This window comes from Acidovorax sp. LjRoot38 (assembly GCF_964252975.1).
In the GTDB taxonomy this organism is placed as follows: domain Bacteria; phylum Pseudomonadota; class Gammaproteobacteria; order Burkholderiales; family Burkholderiaceae_C; genus Acidovorax; species Acidovorax facilis.
The window spans coordinates 12,166-33,130 of record NZ_CAXUPT020000019.1; the positions used below are offsets into that span (position 1 = coordinate 12,166).

Consider the following 20,965-nt stretch of genomic DNA (forward strand, 5'->3'; position numbering starts at 1 on the left):
GTGCACTTGCCGACTGATGGCTTGTAGCAGATTGCTACTGGGCCAGGTCGGAAAAGATCGAGCAGCTGCGAGCGATGCGGGCGGGAGCGTTCACGACGCTCGCAACAGAATGTCCGCCATGCGCTCCCCGATAACCACCGTCGGGGCCATGGTGTTCCCAGTGCTCACGCGAGGCATGACGGAGGCGTCTGCGATGGACAGGCCCTGTACTCCACGCACAGACAGTCGCCCATCTACCACGGCCATTTCGTCGCGTCCCATGCGGCAGGTGCAGCTTTCGTGGAAGTAGGTGCCAGCCGCATTGCGCAGAAAGTCTGCCATGGCCTGAAGCTTCAGCGGACCCGGCATCACCTCCCGCCGTACGAAGTCCTTCATCGCTGGCGAGTTACCGATCTCTCTGCAAAGTTCGATGCCGCGCAACAGCGCCTTGACATCGTCGGGGTGACGCAGGAAGCCTCCATCCACGAGCGCCTTGTCGGTGGGGTTGGCTGAGGCCAAGGCGACGCGGCCGCGGCTCTTGGGGCTCACAAGGCCTGGCGCGATTGACCATGCACCGGCCGGCGGGTTGTACTTGGCCCCTGTCACTTCCGAGGCGTAGGGCACCTCGATCTGGAAGGGCTGCAGGTCCGGGCTGGCGAGGGCAGAATCGCTCTTCCAGAAGAAGGTGGCTTCGGCCACATTGTTGGCAGGAGGCAGGGCGCTCTTGTATTCCCATACACAGCCGGCCACCAGCACGTGGTCCTGAAAGTTGCGGCCCACACCCGGCAGCCGCGCCGCGACCTTGATGCCGTGACGCTTGAGTTCGGCCTCATCGCCGATGCCCGACAGCATCAGGATCTTTGGGGTGTTGATGGCCCCGGCACACAGCACCACGCGCTGTGTGGCATTCACTGTGTGCAGGCGTCCCTCGCGTATGAAGCTCACGCCCTTGACGCGGCTGCCTCCCATCACCAGCTGTTGCACTTCGGCGCCGATCAACAGGGTCAGATTGGGCCGTCCCATCGCAGGGTACAGGTAGTCCATGGGCAGGTTCCGTCGTCGACCGTCACGGATGCGCAGGTTGGCAATGGCCACGCCGCCAGCGCCTTCCATCATGGCGCCGTTCTGGTCCTCGAAGCGCGGGATGCCCAGGGCTGCGGCCGCCTCCACCATCGCCGGGGCGACGGGGTTGGGGTTGCGTGCCGGCTCCACCCACAGCCGACCACCCCGTCCGCGCCTGGCCGCGTCGGGCGCGCCCTGCCAATCCTCGATACGGCGGTAAATCTCCAGCACACGCTCGTAGCGCCAGCCTTCGTCGCCGGTTTCAGCGGCCCAGAAGTCGAAGTCACTGCGATGGCCACGCGCCCAGACGGTGGCGTTGATCGACGAGCCGCCGCCCAGCACCTTGCCCATGGGCAGGATCAGCGCGCGCTGGTTCACCGCTGGGCTGGGCTGGGCGATGTAGCCCCAGTCGCGCTCGCTGCCGATGTTGGTGGGCCACTGCGCTGGTTCGAGCACCGCCGGCACTTGGTCACTGCCGCCGGCCTCAAGCAGCAGCACCCTGGCGTCGCTTTCGGCAGCCAGGCGGCCAGCCACGACGGCGCCCCCGCTACCGGAGCCGATCACGATGACGTCGTATTCGGCCTGCAGGGCGCGGGCGTTCGCCTGCTGCAAGGCGGCGGCCTCCGCGCCTTGCTGCGCGATGGCCTCGGCGGCAGAGAGCCCGACGCCGCTGGCCAACGCGAGATGCAGAAAGCGGCGGCGGTCCAGCCGCCCGTGGTAGAGCGCTGCTTCGAGAGCGTTCAGTCTGTCGCCCTGGGACAGGGCAATGCTGCGAGGAAGTTTCATAGGTGTGTCTCCTGGATATCGTTCTACTGCGAAGGTCAGAAGGGGTACTGGATGCCCTGCTCCATCACGCTGACCCACTGCGTCTGAGTGAATTCGTCGAGGTTGACGGGGCCACCAAATCGTCCGCCGTTGCCCGAGGCGCCCATGCCGCCGAAGGGCACGTGGAATTCGTTATTCACCGTCTGATCGTTGATGTGGACCATGCCGCTATGCAGTCGCCGCGCCAGGGCAAGGCCGCGTGACACCTGTCGCGTGTGGATAGCTGCCGCCAGCCCGTAGGGCGAGCTGTTGACCAGCGCCACTGCCTCGTCGTCGGTGTCGAAGACGGTGATCGGGGCCACCGGGCCGAAGATCTCCTCGGTGAAAGCTTGCATCTGCGGCGTGACGCCTTCGAGCACCGTGGGCCAGTAGTACAGCCCTTCCCGTCGCGCTCCGGCCAGGGCGTGGGCACCTCCGTCGATGGCGTCCTGCACGATTCGTTCCACGCGCGTCGCCTGCTTGTCGTTGATCAGTGGGCCCAGGTGCGCCGGGCCCGCGTGCGGGTCACCCACGTGCAGCCGCCTCGCCCGCTCAGCCAGCAGTTGGCCGTAGCGTGCAGCCACGCTGCGATGCACCAAGTGGCGGCCAGCCTGCATGCAGATCTGACCCTGGTGCAGGAATGCGCCCCAGGCGCCGCTGGAGCTGGCGGCCTCCAGGTCGGCGTCGTCCAGAACCACCAGCGCGTTGTTGCCGCCCAGCTCCAACACGCACTTCTTCAGTAGTCCGCCGCAGACCTGGCCGATGCTGCGGCCAACGGCGGTGGAACCGGTGAAGGAGATCATGTTCACCAAGGCATGCCGCACCACCGCGTCACCCGTTTCGGGACCGCCTGGTAACACCTGAAGCACCCCCTCGGGCAGACCCGCATCCGCGAACAGCTGGGCGATCAATGCCCCGCCGATCACCGCTGTCTGCACGTCAGGCTTGAGCAGCACCGCATTACCAAGCGCCAGTGCCGGAGCCACCGAGCGCATGGCCAGCAGCAATGGGAAGTTCCATGGCGAGATCACGCCCACTGTGCCGATGGGCACTCGGTGCCAGTAGTTCGTGCGCCCCGGCAGGCTGGAAGGAAAGATCTGTCCCACCGGCTGCATGGGCAGTGCGGCGCACATGGACAATTGCTCGCGCGTGGCCTGCAGTTCCCAGCCGGCCTTGGGCCCTATGGAACCGGCTTCACGCACGTTCCAGTGTTGGAACTCGTCGGCCCGCTCGGCCAGCAGTTGCTCCGCGCGGCGCAGCACGGCGGCGCGCTGGTCGAAGGGGGTGGCGGCCCAGGCGGGCTGGACGGCGGCGGCCCGTTGGGCGGCGCGGTCCACGTCGCGCGCGTCGGCCAGGCCGATCTCGCCCAGCACCTCGCCAGTGGCGGGTTCTTTTATCAGGGTGGTGCCGCCCTGGGCGGTTTCCCAACCATGAACGTAGATGCGCTGATGCCAGGCGGGCTGGCTAGCGATGGTGGTTGTCATGCAATGTCTCCGGTGACGTTGAGGTTGCCGACGGTTCGAGCCGTCGGTCTCCTGCTTCCCGCAAACCCCATACCAGACCGGGCACGGTTGGCTCCTTGCAGCATCTTTCCCTCGGAAACGCCCGAAACAGACGCGGGAAGCCAGCAGGATCACCGTCTCAATTCGAGACGATTCCGTCTCAAAGCTAGACGACGTGCCAGCCCAGGCACCGCGCGCGTCAGGACATCCCCGATTGACGCTGCATCCACGGCGCCTCAGACTTTCCGATTGCCATCCGCTTTCTCGCCTATGTCCGTTGCCACCGGTGCCATCACGAGCTATCGCCCAGAAGCCATCTGGAGCGCCCGCCGCGCCTTTTTCGATGAAGGCAGGGCGCCGCAGGGTGTCGTACATGAAGGCGTGCTGCGTTCCTGGGTGCACTGCTGCGAGATCGGCCGTTCGGTGGACGAGCCGGTGGAGTTTCAGCCAGTGGAACGTGCGCGCATTGCGCATCTGCTGGGTGCACATGCCGAGTTGTTGGACGCCGCACGCCCCGAACTGACGGACCTTGCAGCCTCGGTGGCCGATGCAGGCTATGCGGTGCTACTGACTGACCGCCACGGCAACGCACTGGCAGTGGATGGTGCCATCGCCCAGCGCAGCGTGCCGTTGCGGCAGGCCTTCCGCGCGGGCGTAGACCTCTCCGAATCGGCCATCGGCACCACCGCGATGGCTGTAGCGATCCGCGAGGCACAGCCCGTGCGCGTGCTGGGCCCCGAGCACTTCCACACCGAGACGCAGATCTTTCACTGCAGCGCGGCTCCCGTGTTCGACCCGCAGGGCGAGGTGATCGGGTCCATTGACGTCAGCCGCGATATGCCGGGCTTGGTGGACAGCACTTTGTGGCTGGCGGCGCGTTGCGCCCATCGCATCGAGCGGCGGCTGTTTCAGCGTGTGCCCGCACTGGTACACGTGGAGATCGATGCTGGCGGCGGTGCTACCTTGCCCGCAGGCAGCGGCGCCTGGCTGGCGTTTGGTGATGGCGGTGAGTTGCTGGCAGCCAACCGGCCGGCGCGGCACCTGTTGGGCCTGTCACCCGGCCCACTGGCGGTGCTGGATTTCGAGCAACTCTTCAGTGAGCGCTTCGGTGCTTGGGTGTCGGCGTTGCGCTGCTCTGGGCATGGCGCTGCGATGCGTTTGGCCGAAGGTGTGCGCCTGCGTGCGATGACTCTGGAGGACGCCAGGGCGTCTGCACGAGCCACCCGCCAGCCAGCGCGGGCTACCCCGTTGCCAGCGAAGCCCATTCTGGGCGACGATCGGTTGGCTCGCGCCTTTGAACGCACGCTGCGTGTAGCCGAGTCCGGCTTGCCGGTGCTGATCACTGGTGAAACCGGCACTGGTAAGGAGGTGGTGGCCCGTGGCCTGCATGCCGGTGGCACGAGAGCCGGAGGGCCTTTTATTGCCCTTAACTGTGCAGCCATACCCGCCGAATTGCTGGCCGGCGAGTTGTTCGGCCACGTGGAGGGGGCCTTCACCGGTGCCCGTCGTGGCGGCGCGCCGGGCAAGATCGAGGCAGCCCATGGTGGCACGCTGTTCCTGGACGAGATCGGCGATATGCCCCTGCCGCTACAGGCCTCGCTGCTGCGCGTACTGGATAGCGCCGAAGTGGTGCGCCTGGGATGCACGCGGATGCGGCCAGTGGATTTGCAGATCGTCTGCGCCACCCACCGCAGCCTGCCGGCGCTGGTGACCCAAGGCCTGTTCCGCGAGGACCTGATGTACCGGGTATCCGGCCATACGCTGCACTTGATGCCGTTGCGCGAGCGGCAGGACTTTGACACCATCCTGGATACCCTGCTGCTGCGTTTGGGCGCAGAACCTTGCCGCATACCGCCCAGCGTACGGGCTCAGTTGCGCACTTGGCGTTGGCCTGGCAACGTGCGCGAACTCGCGCATGCGGTCCAGCGGGCGCTGGCGTTGGCCTCGATGAATGCAGACCTGACCCTTGACGATTTCGGGGGGCATCTCTTGACTGCGTCGCCCAGCGCCGATGCCACCAGCGGTAGTGTGCTGCAGCAACTCACTCGCCAAGCCATCGAGCAGGCCCTGCAGCAGACTGGCGGCAGCGTTACCCAGGCGGCACGGCTGTTGGGCATCGGCCGTGCCACGTTATACCGCCGCCTGAGACGCGCAGATTCGGGCAATGTGCCGGGAGTCAGAAGCTGAAATGCAGGCCGGCGTGCACCACCACGGGGTCAAGGGTGCTGCGGGCACGCACCGGCGGACCGCCTGCGGCTGGCAGCGTGCCGGTGGCCGTCGTCTTGAGGAGTATCTTTTTGACATCGACGAACACCCCCCACCTCGGGCCGAGTGGAAACTCTACGCCCGCCTGCAGCGCAGAGCCCCAGCCACTCCTGGCATCCAGTCCCTGGATGGCGCCGTCGCGCGACTCCAGGACCCGGTAATAGACTGCCCCGGCACCGGCGTAAGGACGGATGCTTCCGGCCGCACCCCATCGGTACTGCATCGCCAGCACCAGTGGCCCGTACTTGATCTCGCCGAAGCGGCCAGCGCTCGCGACAGTGCCGGTGCCGTCGATGCGGCTGGTGGGCGGCACGCCCAACGTGGCCGAGGCCGACCAGTGAGGTGTCAATGCGTATCCGACCTCAAGCGCCGCCGTGGTGCTGTCCGATGCCTTTGCTCCGGCGCCGCTTACCGGTTGGCCTGCCAATGTGAGAGCCGAATGATCGTGGAATGTGACTCTAGCGGCGCCGACATGCAGCCACCAGCGGGCTTCTTCGGTGTCGGCGGCTGTGGCGGCGGTCGTGACGAGAGCGAAGGCGGCCAACGCCGCAAATCGCTTCTTTCGGTGATGCCTGGGTAGATTCATGCACTTGTCTCCTTGCTTCGGCTGTCATGTGTGGTTGCCGCATTGCGGCACGACCATGGTTCCGGGTCGCGGCTGCCATCGCAATCGCTTGCGCGCCGGCGAGAGCGGAAATGCGCAAGGCGATCATCAGGATATGAACTCTGGTCGCGTACAGCGCCGATGAGCAGAATCCCCGAACACCATGCCATCCTTCGCTTTGCCGCAGTTTCTTTTCGCTGGTCTCGACTTCCGCCATGGTCGACTTTTCGACACGCGTGATGCGGGTGAAGCGCAGACCCGGCTTGGTCAGGTCTTCAGTCCCCATGCCTTGCGCGTGCTCGATGACGGCGCCCGCTTTCATGCCTGGGCGGACCACCTGCCATTTGGTTCGCTGTCGTTGAATCGGCTGGCTTGGCAGGCGCCGGTGGCTGTGGACCCCGGCGCATTGCTCGACTACTACCTGCTTTGCTTTCCATTGGCCGGCCACATCGAGTACCGGCATGGCCGTGAATTGCGGCGAGCTGGCCCTGGAGACCTTGCAGTCGTGGGCGGCGGAGAGCGCTTCCACTTCACGGCGGCAGTCGGCTACGAGCAACTCGTCCTGCGTATTGAGCGACAGGCTGTGGAAACCGCCTGGACGGCGCTTGCCGGAACCGTCCCGCGAGCGCCGATCTGCTTCTACAACCCCGATTCGGAGTGGACAGTCAGCGCGCTTGCCCCTGCGCTGGGACTTTTGACGGGCGCCCTTCGTGGGGAATTCGATGGCACAGCACTTCGGCACCTGGACGTGCGGTTGCAAGATCTCTTGCTGACCACATTGCTGCTACAGCATCCCCATTCAGCAAGACCGACGGCGATACAGTCCGTCCGCTCAAACCCGGCCTGCTTGCGCAAGGCCAAGGCTTTCTTGCTGGAACGCCTGGAGGAACCGATGTCGCTGATCAGGCTGTCGGAAGGCATAGGCGTACCAGGACGAACCCTGCAGGCCGCATTCCAGGCCAGCGACGGGCTGGGGCCCATGCAATGGCTGCGCGCGCGGCGGCTGGAAGGCGTCCGCGCCGCGCTGTTGGAAAAAAAATGGGGCGCCGCCCCGTGTGGCGGCGACGGCCTTGCGTTTTGGCTTCACCCACCTGGGCGAATTTACGCAGCACTATCGCCGGGCCTTCGGTGAAACGCCCAGCCAAACCTTGGGGCGACGCACCTGATCAGACCTCCACACTGGGCCGAAAGGCTGTGGCAGGCAGATGGCAGCCGAATTCAGTGCACCAGCGCGCATACTCGGCTTCATCGCCATGACCTGCGAACAGAGGATTCCACAAGAATGTCCGCGCATAGACCCGGCAGCGCGCGGTCCCATCCTGTAGCTCCGGTGTTGTGTGCAGGGCATGCTTGAGTTGATCGATTTCCTGTCTCACTTCGGCCATGCGCCAGCCGCCTGCAGCGGGGCTGTCCCAGATCAGGCTGCGCCCCGAATCGAGCGTGCGTGCAAGCCAGGCGGTGCCGTCAGGCAGTGCAGGGTGGCCCGTGCGCGCAAAGGACGTCCAGGCGTCGCCCATCGCATGGGCCAGTGCCGAACGGGCCGTGCGGTTGAATGGGGTATTGATCTTGAAGACGTCCAATTCGCCGGCGATGTCCCGGAAGGGGAAAGCCATTTCCATGCCGTGCGCTGCGCCGAGCAGCAGGTCCGGCCGCACGAATGGGAGGGCGAGTACCTCATCCCAGTCGAAGCGATACGTCCAGACCTGGGCATGTCCACCGACCAGCATGGCATCCGCCGACCCATCAACGTGCATTGCCTGCCATGCCTGAGATAGAAAGCCCGACTCGGTCAGGTATGCCGCACGATCGCGTAGCAGCGGCAATCCGCCGGGCAGCAGGTGCACATGCTCTGGCTTGTCAGCGAGAAAGGTCCTGTACTCGTCTCGGTTGTTGCCCAGAATGACGGGGACGCGGTTCCATCGACCGGAGCGGAAGACCTCGGACAAAGGTTCGCGAGGGAGAACCACACCGTCGCGCACAGGGCGGGGCGCAAGATAGATGCCCGCGGTGCCAGGGCGGAATACGCTGAGCAGTTGATTGGGTGTGAGGCTGCGCAGCCAGTCCGCCGTGGCCCGGGCCGTCCCCGCAGCTGGACCGCCAAACCGTCTGCGTAGCCGGTTTTCCACTTCGCGAGCGCTGGTCCGATGGCTTTCCAGTGGCGCATTTGTGGCGTAGCTCGCCTGCGTTTCACTGAAGGTTTCGGTGACTGGCGATTGCGCGATGGCTCGGTGGAACAAACCCGCCGCCAGCGGGCTTGCCAGTAGCGTCAGCACGTTCTGGCCGCCGGCTGACTCTCCGAAGATCGTGACGCAATCCGGTTCCCCGCCGAAGGCCGCAATGTTCTGTCGTACCCATTGGAGAGCCAGAATCAGGTCCAGGGTGCCGAAGTTGCCTGATCGCTCCTCTTGCGTGGCATCGTCGGCTTCAGCGAGATCGGGGTGACGAAACCAGCCCAGCACTCCAAGCCGATAGTTGACGGTGACGACAACCAGTCCATCCCGCGCGGCGAGATTACGGATCGCGTCGTAGCTGGCGGAAGTGCCTACTGCGTTGCCGCCGCCGTGGATCCACACCATCACAGGCCGACGTTCGGTGCCCTGGGGCACCTCCTCAGGCAGCCAAGGAGGGGCGAAGACGTTGAGGTGCAAGCAATCTTCGTCCCCAACGATCTGGCCATGTATGCGCTTTGGCAGCGGGGCCAGCAGTCCCGCGTACTGTGGTGCGATCGGTCCATGGGCGAGCGCTTCGCGTACCCCTTGCCAGGGTGCTGCAGCACGCGGGGCTCTCCACCGCAGCGCTCCCACCGGGGCCGTTGCATATGGGATGCCTCGCCAAGCGTGGATGTTCTCAGGCTCCATGCTGCCAATCACTTCGCCCATCACGAGCTTTCTGCGTGTGGCGGGGTGTGCGCCGCGTGCCCTTTTGTTCTGAATCGATGACTGTTCCATGTGCCCGGACGTTGATGTGTTGAGGTAGAGATGGTTCACGCTCTACCCAGGCGATGGCAATCGCTGTTGCGCAGAAATTACGGAATCACGCAGCTTTGGTTGGAAGTGGTGCCCTGGAGCGTCGAACAGCTCGGTGCTATTACCCCTCGGCGTGCACTCATTCACCGAGGATCCCGTTTTGCGATGGCACCGTATTTGCCGACCAGCGCTGCACAGCACCCTCCTTCTCGCCCCGTTGGCCAAGCCGACGACTCGCTGATGAACCAGACCATCGCGCTGCTGGATAGGGTGCTACGCCAGCAGTTGGGTCCGTTCGAGCTGGAGGTAATGGCGGGGGGGCATCGGTTTGCCGGGCAATTTGCTGGATGAATGGCACATATCTCCACTCCAGTTCGCCTTAACCGGTGCAAATGTGAGTGACCCCGGCCATAGCTCCGCTACGAACGTCGGTTGCACTGTCGATTATCGGCAAACATAGCTCGCCGCAAGATAGGCATCACCTGACGTGTAAGTCGTTTTCAGTGGGTACGCGCAGACCGGCAGACTGATCTCTTCGGGGGCGCCAGGAACGGATGATGCAACGATGCCCTCTGGCGCCCGGCCATGCTCTACCCATTCAACCAGCAGCTTGTGCAGGTCCCCCGCCGCAGGGTGGGGCATCGGCGGTGAAGCGCCATGGTTCGACGTTTGATTCATGGGGCCATGGCCCATCCCGGCGTACTCGTAGTAGCGATAAAACTCTTGCACGGGAACTGGCCCGCCCATGGTCGCCAGGACACGCTCGTAATACTGTCGAGACCCTTGGGGAGGGATCAGCGGATCCGCCATCCCGGCATAGTGGATCAGTTTGCCGCCGCGCGCCTTGAATGCAGTCAGGTCCGGGTCGTCCGTGTTGATGAAGCCAAACTGCGATTGCAGCGCGATACCGGCGTCGTAGGCGTTATTGAGCTGCGCATAGCTCAGCGTTTTCCATGCGTCCGCTCCATTGCCGGTTGCGTTGGTGAACAAGGTACTGGCGATTCGATAGTCCTGCAGTTCAAATGCAACCATCTCCGAAGCAATCGGGAATACAGCGGGCGTGGCGAGCAGAGCCAGGCTCGTTCCGCGTGTCAAGCCGTACCACCGATGCACACCTTCAATAGGACCAAACCCGTTGTCGATCGCGGGATCTGGCACGCTTCCGTCCGAGGTCATGCCATACCAGATCTTGTTGATTGCCAGTGCTTGGGGCTGGGTCACGCAGGCCGAGGTTCCATTGGTTCCGCCGCTGCCAACACAAAGAACCTTGGCGTCCTTTGTCGGGTCGTAGCGGCAACTGGCCGGGTCGAGCACAAAGCCCAAATGCTTGCCCCCCACAATGTCGCAAGCGGAGATCGCAGCGTTTGAGACCAGATCCAACTGCTCCAGCGACATGTAGTTGCCGCCGAGATCCTGGTGAATGACGATTTGCGGGTAGAGTTCTGCAGTGATGAACTTGGTCCAATTGATTGCAGGGTAGCCTGCCAGAATTCCATCGAAATCGCCGGGGTGCGCCTGCGCGAGCTTGAGGGCTTGCCGCCCACCCGTTGAGCCACCGTCCCAATACGAAAATTTGGGTGCTGTACCGTAGTAGGCTTGTGCAAGCGCTTTGGTCTTGACCGCCTGCTCGTGAATTGCCCTGGAGGCGAAGTCGTTCCAGAGGGTCGTGTTGATCGAACCGTCAGGGTTCACGGCAAATGACGCTTGCAAGATTGGTGGGCTACCGCTATGGCCTGTGTCGGTTGACGAGGAAACCGACCCGTCCTGGCCTGCGATGTCAGCGGGAAAACGAATATCCCCGCTGTTCGTCGCGGAAGAGATTGCCGTGGTATCTGCCTCTTCCGTACCTGCCCAGCCACCGCCACCCACCGCATGCACTCGGCCATTCCATGCTGACTTGGCGGGTAGCCATACTTCGATTCCGATCCCTGGAGAGGTTGATGGCGCATTGACTGGGCCGGGATTGCCGGGGCCGACAAGAAGCTTGACCAAGCAAAGGGCATTGGCCGCTTTCGGCGTCTGCGCAGTGGCCGCGCCGGACAGGACGAGGGGGTCGCCTTTTTTGAAGGCTTTCACAAGGAGCACAGTGGTGTGGGCATCCGGCTTGAAGTTGGCCGTGATCGAGTCATCGCACGTCAACTGTGTGGTTTCCGCAGCGTGGTCCTTGCCGCTTCCTCCGCAGGCAACCAGGGCGAGGCTGAGCGACGCGGCAAAAGCGGTTGCGGCCCAAGCGCCCGAAAGCCGGGCTGGTCCGCAGGCCGAGAGGCGGCCTTGGATCGTGGTCATGTTGTCGTCTCCTTAAGTCACGTTGTGTTTTCTCTGGGGACAACGCTGTCAATGAATTAAAGTGCATTGATCGATGATCCCCAGCCACGATGCTAGGCGAGCGGATACGGACAATCTATCGAGATATTGCGCTCAATTTTCGAAAAATTGCTCCTGGCGCATAGGGTTTCCCAGGTTGTTGTTGCATGCATTAAAATGCATAAATCAAAGACTGTGTGGATCAGAATGCGCTTGTTCACTGCATCACAACCTAGCTGAAAGCACCCATGTCGGACTCTGCGCGGCAACCATTGCGACACTTCGAGCCTCTGGCAACGCCGCTCGGCTGGGCGGGGCTTCCCATCACTCTGGAACTGTTGCCGGGACAAGCTGAAGTGGGCGCTATGGAGCTGCCAGAAGCCGCCGTGGCCGTGGTGCGAAGCGGAAGAGGAAGGCGGTGGTGGACGACCGCCGGACGCACGCAGGAGTTCTATTCCGCGCCCGGTGTGGCGGCATTTGCCGAGGCGGGTTTGTGTCTCGACCGGGCACGGTGGGATGGCATTGCCGGCGAAGTCGTCATGATCCAGTTGCCGCCGTGCATGGTCAATCGCCTGGTCCACGCGGACGTCCGGCCCTTTGCACTGCAAACGCGGCTTGAACTGTTCGCCCCGCCGTTGGCGAATGTCGTCAATGCGCTGTGGGATGAGGCATCCAGATGCTCTCCCCATAGCCCGATGTACGCTGAAGGGCTGACCATCGCATTGCTGGGCCTGCTGACTACATTGGGCGGGCCGAGTACAAAGCGATTGCGAAGCAGCGGCCAGTTTGGATCACGGGACAAGACCCGTCTTCAAACCTATATCGCGGAGCACTTGTCAGGGGACCTGCGCATCTCCAGGCTGGCCGAAGAGGTTCACATGAGTCCCTATCACTTTGCCCGGATGTTCAAGGCGACGTTCGGCAAATCGCCGCACGCCTTCGTTCTTGAGCGGCGCATCGATGTGGCGGCCAACGTGCTTCGCTCCACCTCGGAGCAATCTATTACGGAGATCGCAAGCGAGTGCGGCTTTTCCAGCCAGGCGCATTTCACGGAAGCCTTTCGCCGCATGCTTGGCACCACACCCGCCCGCTGGCGACGAGGCACATAGTGGCGCTGGGGTTGGCATCAGAGGCTGTAGGAGAATCTGTACGGTGCAGGCTGCCTGCTAGGAGTCCGTCGGATTTGAACCCGAGCGGTATTGATTGCTGAGTGCAAGGTGTTGTTCAAGACGGCATCTGCGCGATTGCCAAGGCCCCCCTGAGGGCACATCAAAGCGCCTGAACATCCAGTCTTGTTGTGATCGAGATGAACTTTTGCTCTCACGTCGCTGCGCGTAGCATGTGCATGCGTTTGACGTTCCAGGCCATGGTCACCAAGCTCCATTCGCCTTGCGCCTGGGGGAGCCCGCGCATACTCATCTGGCGCCAGTCCATTACGCGCTTGATGATCCCGAACACTGGCTCCACGGTCTGCTTGCGCAAGCCGTACAGCGCCCGCCCGGCCTGCGTGCCCAGCCAATGCGCCATCTATATCACAGCATCCATGGTTTGAGGCTCAGGGGCGCCAGGTGCGAGACGCTCCAGCACGGGCTCATGGTGCTCTTTCACCTTGAGCGCCAGCAGCGGTTCGATCTCGGCTTGCTTGCAGGCACTCACGTTGGCCTGGCTGTAAAAGCCGTTGTCCCCCAGCAGGGTATGCACCTGGCCCAGCACTGCGGGCAACACACCAATCCATAGCTCTGCTGGATAAGGTGCTACGCCAGCAGTTGGGTCAGTTCGAGCTGGAGGTGTTGGCGGCGGGATCCAATCGCACAGTCTTGAATTGAAGCCGCCGATGCAACCTCGCTCGGTAAAAGACTCCCCGCCCCTACTCCCGCAAGCCCTTGTTCAGGTGCAGTCATAACTAATAGTCAGGAGCGGTTTTGGCTTGAGGTTCAGCCTCGTTGCTGCAGTAAATAAGTTTGCATTCCTGCGGTCGGCAGCGGTGGGCTGAAGTAGTATCCTTGGGCCTCATCGCAGCCCTGTGCGCGTAGGAAAGCGAGTTGGTCTTCGGTTTCCACGCCCTCGGCGGTGGTGCGCATGCCCAGAGCATGGGCCATGCGGATGATGGCGCTCACTATGGCGCGGTCGTTGGGGTCGTTGCCCAGGTCGCGCACGAACGACTGGTCGATCTTGAGCTTGAAGATCTGGAAACGCTTGAGTTGACTCAGTGACGAGTAGCCGGTGCCGAAGTCGTCCATCGACATGCGCACGCCCAAAGCGTGCAGCTGGTCCATTGTGGCTACGGCGGTATGGGGGTCGTCCACGGCCACGCCCTCGGTCAGCTCCAGCTCCAGCGCGTTGGGCGGCAGACCGAATTCGGCCAGCATGCGGCTGATTAGCTCGGGCAGCTGGGGCTGGCGGAACTGGATGGCTGAGAGGTTGACCGCCATCGTCAGCCCCGGGAACCCGCTGCACCGCCAGGCCTTGAGCTGCGCCAGTGCGGTGCGAAGCACCCATTCGCCGATCTGCAGGATCTGCCCGTTGTCTTCAGCAATGGGAATGAACTCTGCCGGCGAAATGCCGCCCAGCTGCGGGTGCAGCCAGCGCAGCAACGCCTCCACGCTGTGCACCGAGCCTGTGGACAGGCTCACCTGCGGCTGGTAGTGCAGATGCAGTTGCTCCCGTTCGAGTGCGCGGCGCAGGGCGTTTTCGAGCTGCAGCGCGCGCATCGACTGGGCCTGCATCTCGGGCGTGAAGAAGCGGAAGGTGTTGCGCCCGTCGAGTTTGGCGCGGTACATGGCCACGTCGGCGGACTGGGTGAGCGTGTCGAAGTCCGCGCCGTCCTGCGGGAAGAGGGCGATGCCCATGGAGGGCGCCATCGTCAGCTCGTGGTGGTCGATCTGGTAGGGCTGGCGCAAAGCTTCCTGCAGCTTGCCCGCCACGCGGGCAGCACCGTGCGCGTTGGCCCCGGGCAGCAGCAGGATGAATTCGTCACCGCCCAGGCGCGAGACGGTGTCGTTGTCGCGCACCGTGGCACGCAGCCGCTGGGCGACCTCCATCAGCAACGCATCGCCCACGCGATGACCCAGCGAGTCGTTGACCTGCTTGAAATGGTCCAGGTCCAGGAAGATCACGGCCAGCGGCGTGCCGCCCTCCTGCGCCAAGCAGATGGCCGAGCGCGCGCGCTCGGCCAGCAGCGCGCGGTTGGGCAGGCCGGTGAGCGCGTCGTAGTGCGCGAGCCAGTAGATACGCTCCTGGTCGGCCCTGCGGTCGCTGATCTCGCGGTGCAGGTTGTCCACCGTTTCGCGCAGCTCGCGCGTGCGATCGCGCACCTGGCGCTCTAGGTTCTCGTGCGCCCGGTCTAGCGCTTCTTGGGCGCGCTTGTAGGCCTCGATGTCGTCGATGGTCCAGATCGATCCTTCGGCGGTGTCATCCGGGTTGATGAGACGGCCAGTAAGGTTGCTCCAGAAGACTTCGCCAGTGCGCCGACGCATGCGCCATTCGGTGCGGAAGGTGTGCCCCTGCGAGAGAGTCGCGTAGGCGGCACGCCCCAGAGCGCGGAAAGCCTCGTTGCTCGGGTGCAGGGCTTCCATGCTCTGACCGATCAGTTCCTGCGGGGAGTCATAGCCGAAAAGCTCCGCATAGCGTGGGTTGCAGCGCACAACTACGCGCTGGCGAACGAAGACGATGCCCACGCCCGCGCTGTCCAGTAGGGTCTGCTGCTCGCGCAGGGTGCGTTGCAGCGGCGTATCAACGGGCAAATCGGAGATCGGGAGGACTGGCACCTCGGGCGTGAGGGGCATGTGAACGGCGGGATGAAGACAGCCGCCGAACGGTATCCTCCGCGTTGCTGTCTGTTTCATTGGGCCTAGGGCACTTTTTTCACTACATCCACTTTTTCAGCCAAAGACTGGATGTCATGGGTAAGCTGGTTTCCTAGAACCTCTTGTTGACGCAACGCCTCGACGACCTCAGACACGATGGCAACGCGCTTCTGGGCGCCTGTTTGGATGCCTTGCATAGCCTCACGCGATGCGTGGATGCGCGCCCGACCCATTTCCGTAGCCTTCGAGGCATCGCCCACACGCTCGCCGGCCGATTTGCATGAGGCCGCGAGCGAAGAGGCCAATGTGCTGACCTGGTTGCTCGCTTCGTTGGTGCGCGCGGCCAGTGCCTTGACTTCGTGGGCCACCACGGCAAACCCGCGCCCTGTTGCGCCGGCGCGGCTGGCTTCGATGGCGGCGTTGACGGCGAGCAGATCGGTCTGTCGCGCGATTTGGTGGATCGTGGCCACGATGTCTCCGATCTGATTTGCTTTGGCCTGGAGTTCGGCAAACACGGCGCTGGAATGCTCGATGTGCTGCGCAAGTTCTTCAATCGCTGTCTCAATGCCGGCGACGGCGACGGCTCCATCCTTGACTTGGTTACCCGATGATTTGGCCAGCACCGTAGCGCGGTCCATGGCATCGAGCGCATTGGCAACCAGGCGTACGAGGATGCCTGCGTGCTGCGCCAGGTTCTGAACTTCCCCGTCCAGCCCCAGCCCCTCAACCACTTCGCGCACGTCGCTCCAGAGGGAGTGGACGGCCACAGCGTGTGCCTCGGAGGCCGTCGAAGCCTGCTCATGCTGCAGGGGCCCTGCGTCTGCGCGCCGGTGGCCGAAGACAGCCATGACAACGAACAGGACCAGGCAGCAGCCACCCAGTAACATCGTCAGGAGATCTTGGGCCGTTAGAGCGATGGCCACAGAAACAAGGGCCCCAATGACGGCGGCAATCAACTGGCCATAGGCAGGTGGCGCAATGTGGGGCGCGTGGCGGTGTTCGGTTCGTGTTTGCATCGAGTTTCTCTTGCTCATGAAGTCGCAGTGTTAGTACTGCAGACGCCCATCCCGCGTGACGACGCCGATATCGACATAGCGCGACCCCACGTTGCCACCGGCGAAATCCACCAGGTAGCCGCCTAAGTCCACCCGCAGCTTGTGCAGCGCGCCGCGCAGACTGTCGGGGGTAGGCGCGCTGCCTGTGTGGCGGAGCCCTTCGATGAACACCCGGCAGTTCAGGTAACCGACCAGGTGCAGCTGCGTGCGCGCGGTGTCCGTCGGGGCATACCGTTCCATGGCCGAGCGGAACTGCCGGATCAGGGCTGAGGAAGATGAGTCCGTATTGGGGGTGACCTGGGCTAGGCCGATGCCGACGGAGTGCGCCGCGCCGGCCTTGTCGATCAGCCCTTTGACGGGGACGTAGGACATGCCATACATCGGCGTGGCATCGCCCGCGCCCCGGACCTGCGCCGCGAAGGCTGCCCCGCTGTTGGGCACGAGGATCATCACGTAGGCTTGCGCGTTCGACTGGCGCAGGTCGTTGGCGATAGCCGTGAAATCTTCACCCGCCGAAGGTACGCCAACGCTCTTGGTAATGGCGACATCTGCCTTCTGGGCGACGCCCTGGATGAATTCCATCCCGCCTCGGCCAAAGGGAATGTCCTGGTAGGCCACCGCGATGCGTTGGATGCCGATGGTCGAGAGATGCTGGACGATGCGCGCCAATTGAGCGTTGTCGCTGGCGTGAACGTGGAACATCCACGGGCTGCCTGGCGAGCGCAGAACGTCAGCTCCAGGGGTAACGCCCACAACCGGAATCTTCAGGCTTTCGAGTGTGCCGTCCTTGAGCAGCGCGCTGGCGTTGGCCGACCCCAGCAGGTTGAGGAAGGCAACGGGCTTTTCGCCGCGCGCGACCTCGCGCATAAGCGCAATGGTTTTTTCGGGCTTGTATTCGTCGTCACGCTGCACCAGCCGCAGGGTGTTGCCGTTGATGCCGCCGGCCGCATTGGCTTCGGCAATGCACGCCTTGGAGCCTTCCAGATTGGCCAGCCCGTTGACGCCCAGCGGCCCACTGAAAGGTCCCACATGGGCTACGACGACTTCGCCCGCAGCGGAAGTCTGAACCGCCATGCAAGAGCACAGCAACACCGGCGCCGCCAGAAGGCGCAATGTGAAGGATCGCATTTGTCTCTCTCCAAACTCGTTAGGCCGATGCGAATAGGCGGATCGCATTCGGCGCGTTGCATATGCGCCGTTGCCCCTCTGCCGGGGGCTTGGGGTTGCATATCAAACGCCCAGGCGCTCGCTGAGGGCGTGGGGATCTGCCAGGAGGCTGGCGGAATCGCCCGCCAGGACGATCTGGCCCTTTTCCATCACCAGCGCCTGTTCCGTGTGGTGCAGCACGCGGCGCCAGTCCCGGTCCACGATCAGGGTGGCGATGCCTGTCTGGCGGATCGCCTCGATCACGCGCCAGATCTCGGCGACGATGAGGGGTGCCAGCCCCTCGGTTGCTTCGTCGAGGATGAGCAGGCGCGGGTTCGTCATCAGCGCGCGGCCGATGGAGAGCATCTGCTGCTCGCCGCCGGACAACTGCTGCCCGCCGTGGGCCAGGCGCTCCGACAGGCGCGGGAAGGTAGCGAGCACGCGCTCGAAAGTCCACTCGCGCCGGCCATCGACGCCAGCGCGCGCGGCCATTACCAGGTTCTCGCGCACGGACAGGTTCGGGAAGATGCCGCGCCCCTCCGGCACGTAGCCGATGCCCAGCCGGGCCATCCGCTCGGGTGCCCAGCCCGTCACGCTGGCGCCGTCGCAGCGCACGCTGCCGCTCGCCGGGCGCACATAGCCCATCAGGCTGCGGATCAGGGTCGTCTTGCCCATGCCGTTGCGGCCCAGCAGGCCCACGGACGTGGCCGTGGGGATGCGCGCCTCGATGCCGCGCAGGATGTGGCTGTCGCCGTAATAGGTGTGCAGGTCCTCTATGCCGATCATTCAGTGCTCCTCGCCCAGGTAGGCCGTGCGCACCTGCGGATCGTTGCGGATCGCATCCGGCGAGCCGGTGGCGATGACGGCGCCGTTGACCATGACGGTGATGCGCTCGGCGATGCGGAACACCGCGTCCATGTCGTGCTCCACCAGCAAGATGGCGTGGCCCGGCTTGAGCCGCTCCAGCAACGCGAGCATCCGGTCGGTCTCCTCGGCGCCCATGCCGGCCAGAGGCTCGTCCAGCAGCAGCACGCGCGGCTGGGTGGCCAGGCACATGGCCACTTCCAGCTGGCGCTTGGCGCCGTGGCTCAGGGTGCCCGCAAGGCGGTTGGCTGCGGGAGCAAGCCCGGTGGCCTCCAGCGCAGCATTGGCCGCCTGTACGCTGGCGTCGCATTTGCGCGCCGACTCCCACAATGCCCAGGGGCGCGGGTTTCTGGCCTGGGCGGTCAGGCGGCAGTTCTCATGCACTGTGAATTCGGGAAAGATGGTGGTGCGCTGGTAGCTGCGGCCGATGCCCGACAAGGCGCGGCGCGGCTGCGGCTGGCGGGTCACGTCCGCGCCGGAGAGCTGGATGCGGCCCTCGGAACTGGCGATCTCGCCGGACAGCATGTTGATGAGCGTGGACTTGCCGGCCCCGTTCGTCCCGATGACAGCGTGGACTTCGCCAATGCGCAGGTCGATGGAAACGGTGTTCACGGCCGTGAGCCCCCCGAAGCGCCGGGTCAGCCCCTGGACTTGCAGGATCGTGCTCATGTGCGGGGCTCCTTGGCGGTGCGTGCGGTGCGGTGCACCAGCCCGATCAGGCCCCTGGGCAGTAGGGCCACGAAGGCGATGATCGCCAGCCCAAGGGTGAGCTGCCAATGGTCGGCCAGGCTGCCCACTACGGCGTGCGTGGACAACAGTTCCTTGAGAAGGGTGAAGACGATGGCCCCCAGCACCGCGCCGCGCAGGTGCCCGATGCCCCCCAGGATCACCATCAGCAGCACCTCGCCGGAGATATGCCACGACAGCATTTCCGGGTTGACCACGCCGTCGCGCGCGGCCACCAGAAAGCCCGCCAGCCCGGCCAGCGAGCCGGCGATGACAAAGGCGGCCAGCTTGTACCAAAAGGTGGGAAAGCCGGTGGCGCGCATGCGCTGCTCGTTGGCGCGGATGCCCGCCAGCGCGGCACCGAAGCGGGAGCGGCGAATCACGGCCAGCAGCACGTAGGTGAACACCAGTGCGGCGAGCGCCACATAGAACACGGTGAGGCGGCTCTCCATGTCCAGAGGTCCCACGGCGGGACGCGCATACAGGTAGATGCCATCGCTGCCGCCGCCCACGGGCGTGTCGTGGAAGATGAAATAGGCCATCTGCGCAAAGGCCAGAGTGACCATGATGAAGTACACCCCGCGCGTGCGCAGCGAGAGCGCTCCCACGACCAGCGCATACAGGCCTGCCGCCAGCATGGACAGCCCCACCAGCACGGCAAGGTTGCCCGCCCCGTCGCCCGATGCGATGACGGTGACGTAGGCACCAACGCCGAAATAGGCCGCGTGCCCCAGGCTGACTAGCCCGGCCATCCCAACCAGCAGTTCCAAGCTGAGGGCAAAGATGGACAAGATCATGACCTTGACCACAAGGTCTCCCAGATAGCCGGTCAGCATAGGGCCGGCGGCGGCGAGCGCCACCGCGATCCCCAGCGGTAACCAGATCCCGTTGTTGCGCGGGACAGCGATAGGCGTTGGAGCAGTTTTCATGGATAAGGTAGTGGTGTTCATGTGCGCCGGCCCATCAAGCCCTCGGGGCGCCAAATCAGCACGATGGCCATCAGCACGTAGATGCCAATGCCCGCAGCTTCCGAAAAGAAGACCTTGCCAAAGGTGTCCACGAAGCCCACCAGCAGTGACGCCACCAGTGCACCAGTGACGGAGCCGATGCCCCCGATGACGACCACCACGAAGCAGATGATCAGCACACTGGCCCCCATGTTGGGATAGACCGACGAGATCGGCGCGGCGATCATGCCGGCCAGGGCTGCCAAGGCCACGCCGGCGGCGAACACAGTGCGGTACAGGCGACGGATGTTGATGCCCAGCCCACGCACCATGTCCCGGTTGCTGGCCCCGGCACGGATCATCATGCCCAGCCGCGTGCGGTTGACGACCAGATACAGTGCCACGGCCAGCACGATGCAGGCGCCCGATGCGAACAGACGGTACCAGGGGTACTGCATAAGGTCGCCCAGGGGCAGGCTACCCCCCAGCCAGGGCGGCACCGGCACGCCATGCACGTCGTTGCCCACGAGGATGGAGCGCAGCTCCTCGAAGACCAGGATCAGGCCATAGGTCATCAGCACCTGCTGCAGATGCTCGCGCTGGTACAGATAGCTGAAGAACACCCATTCGAGCACATAGCCCAGGACGGCTGCCAACAAGGTTCCAGCAACGAGGGTGACCAGAAAATTGCCACCGAACAGCGGTGACAGAGCGAAAGCCATGTACGCGCCGATCATGTAGAAGCTGCCGTGCGCCAGGTTGATCACGCCCATGATCCCGAAGATGAGCGTGAGCCCGGAGGCCAGCAGAAAGAGCAGCAGTCCGTACTGAATCGCGTTCAGGCACTGCACGAGAAATGTGGCGAAATCCACGTTGGTTCATCCTGACTGATTGGAGAGTGGAAGAGCGCACCGGGTGTGCCGGGTCGCCCTGCC

15 protein-coding genes and 1 pseudogene are annotated in these 20,965 nt (G+C 64.1%); 3 read left to right on the top strand and 13 right to left on the bottom strand.

Features of this window, described 5'->3' with window-relative positions; translation table 11 throughout:
• Positions 1 to 90 precede the first annotated feature (90 nt).
• Positions 91 to 1,827, bottom strand: coding sequence for a GMC family oxidoreductase (locus tag ACSQ22_RS23700; protein ID WP_436131746.1), 1,737 nt, complete (start codon positions 1,825 to 1,827; stop codon positions 91 to 93).
• Positions 1,828 to 1,862: 35 nt separating this feature from the next.
• Positions 1,863 to 3,329, bottom strand: coding sequence for a benzaldehyde dehydrogenase (locus ACSQ22_RS23705; protein WP_008905713.1), 1,467 nt, complete (start codon positions 3,327 to 3,329; stop codon positions 1,863 to 1,865).
• Positions 3,330 to 3,617: 288 nt separating this feature from the next.
• Between ACSQ22_RS23705 and ACSQ22_RS23710 the strand changes: the two genes are divergently transcribed.
• Positions 3,618 to 5,534 (top strand): sigma-54-dependent Fis family transcriptional regulator, encoded by a 1,917-nt coding sequence (locus tag ACSQ22_RS23710; protein WP_008905714.1) that lies wholly within the window; start codon positions 3,618 to 3,620, stop codon positions 5,532 to 5,534.
• Here ACSQ22_RS23710 and ACSQ22_RS23715 read toward each other — a convergent pair.
• Positions 5,524 to 6,198: an OmpW/AlkL family protein gene (locus ACSQ22_RS23715; protein WP_008905715.1), complete on the bottom strand. Its 675-nt coding sequence runs from the start codon at positions 6,196 to 6,198 to the stop codon at positions 5,524 to 5,526. The genes ACSQ22_RS23710 and ACSQ22_RS23715 overlap by 11 nt on opposite strands.
• Before the next feature lie 181 nt (positions 6,199 to 6,379).
• Between ACSQ22_RS23715 and ACSQ22_RS23720 the strand changes: the two genes are divergently transcribed.
• Entirely contained in the window at positions 6,380 to 7,348 is a 969-nt protein-coding gene (locus ACSQ22_RS23720) for a helix-turn-helix domain-containing protein (protein ID WP_436131747.1), read from the top strand.
• Between the two features lie 34 nt (positions 7,349 to 7,382).
• Here ACSQ22_RS23720 and ACSQ22_RS23725 read toward each other — a convergent pair whose 3' ends face one another.
• Positions 7,383 to 9,164 carry a carboxylesterase/lipase family protein gene (locus ACSQ22_RS23725; protein WP_436131760.1) on the bottom strand — a complete coding sequence of 594 codons (1,782 nt, stop codon included), beginning with the start codon at positions 9,162 to 9,164 and terminating at the stop codon, positions 7,383 to 7,385.
• A 462-nt stretch (positions 9,165 to 9,626) separates the two neighbouring features.
• A complete protein-coding gene (locus ACSQ22_RS23730) occupies positions 9,627 to 11,468 on the bottom strand; it encodes a tannase/feruloyl esterase family alpha/beta hydrolase (protein ID WP_436131748.1) in 1,842 nt (613 codons plus the stop codon).
• A 266-nt stretch (positions 11,469 to 11,734) separates the two neighbouring features.
• Here ACSQ22_RS23730 and ACSQ22_RS23735 point away from each other — a divergent pair, with 266 nt between their 5' ends.
• A complete protein-coding gene (locus ACSQ22_RS23735; RefSeq protein WP_008905720.1) occupies positions 11,735 to 12,595 on the top strand; it encodes a helix-turn-helix domain-containing protein in 861 nt (286 codons plus the stop codon).
• Positions 12,596 to 12,806: 211 nt separating this feature from the next.
• Here the strand turns inward: ACSQ22_RS23735 and ACSQ22_RS23740 are convergent.
• From ACSQ22_RS23740 to ACSQ22_RS23775, 8 genes and pseudogenes are all read right to left on the bottom strand, one after another.
• Positions 12,807 to 13,217 (bottom strand): annotated as a pseudogene (locus ACSQ22_RS23740) (transposase); the annotation flags it as partial.
• Between the two features lie 203 nt (positions 13,218 to 13,420).
• Positions 13,421 to 15,271 carry a sensor domain-containing protein gene (locus ACSQ22_RS23745; protein ID WP_008905721.1) on the bottom strand — a complete coding sequence of 617 codons (1,851 nt, stop codon included), beginning with the start codon at positions 15,269 to 15,271 and terminating at the stop codon, positions 13,421 to 13,423.
• Positions 15,272 to 15,336: 65 nt separating this feature from the next.
• Positions 15,337 to 16,326: a methyl-accepting chemotaxis protein gene (locus tag ACSQ22_RS23750; protein ID WP_085942591.1), complete on the bottom strand. Its 990-nt coding sequence runs from the start codon at positions 16,324 to 16,326 to the stop codon at positions 15,337 to 15,339.
• Between the two features lie 12 nt (positions 16,327 to 16,338).
• Entirely contained in the window at positions 16,339 to 17,475 is a 1,137-nt protein-coding gene (locus ACSQ22_RS23755; protein WP_436131749.1) for an ABC transporter substrate-binding protein, read from the bottom strand.
• 102 nt (positions 17,476 to 17,577) lie between these two features.
• Positions 17,578 to 18,279 (bottom strand): ABC transporter ATP-binding protein, encoded by a 702-nt coding sequence (locus ACSQ22_RS23760; RefSeq protein ID WP_008905724.1) that lies wholly within the window; start codon positions 18,277 to 18,279, stop codon positions 17,578 to 17,580.
• On the bottom strand, positions 18,280 to 19,026 hold the full coding sequence (locus ACSQ22_RS23765; RefSeq protein WP_008905725.1) for an ABC transporter ATP-binding protein: 747 nt from the start codon (positions 19,024 to 19,026) through the stop codon (positions 18,280 to 18,282). It lies immediately after the preceding gene.
• Positions 19,023 to 20,012 (bottom strand): branched-chain amino acid ABC transporter permease, encoded by a 990-nt coding sequence (locus ACSQ22_RS23770; RefSeq protein ID WP_050813865.1) that lies wholly within the window; start codon positions 20,010 to 20,012, stop codon positions 19,023 to 19,025. The genes ACSQ22_RS23765 and ACSQ22_RS23770 overlap by 4 nt, the downstream gene beginning before the upstream one ends.
• Positions 20,013 to 20,029: 17 nt before the next feature.
• Positions 20,030 to 20,902: a branched-chain amino acid ABC transporter permease gene (locus ACSQ22_RS23775; RefSeq protein ID WP_008905727.1), complete on the bottom strand. Its 873-nt coding sequence runs from the start codon at positions 20,900 to 20,902 to the stop codon at positions 20,030 to 20,032.
• Positions 20,903 to 20,965 lie beyond the last annotated feature (63 nt).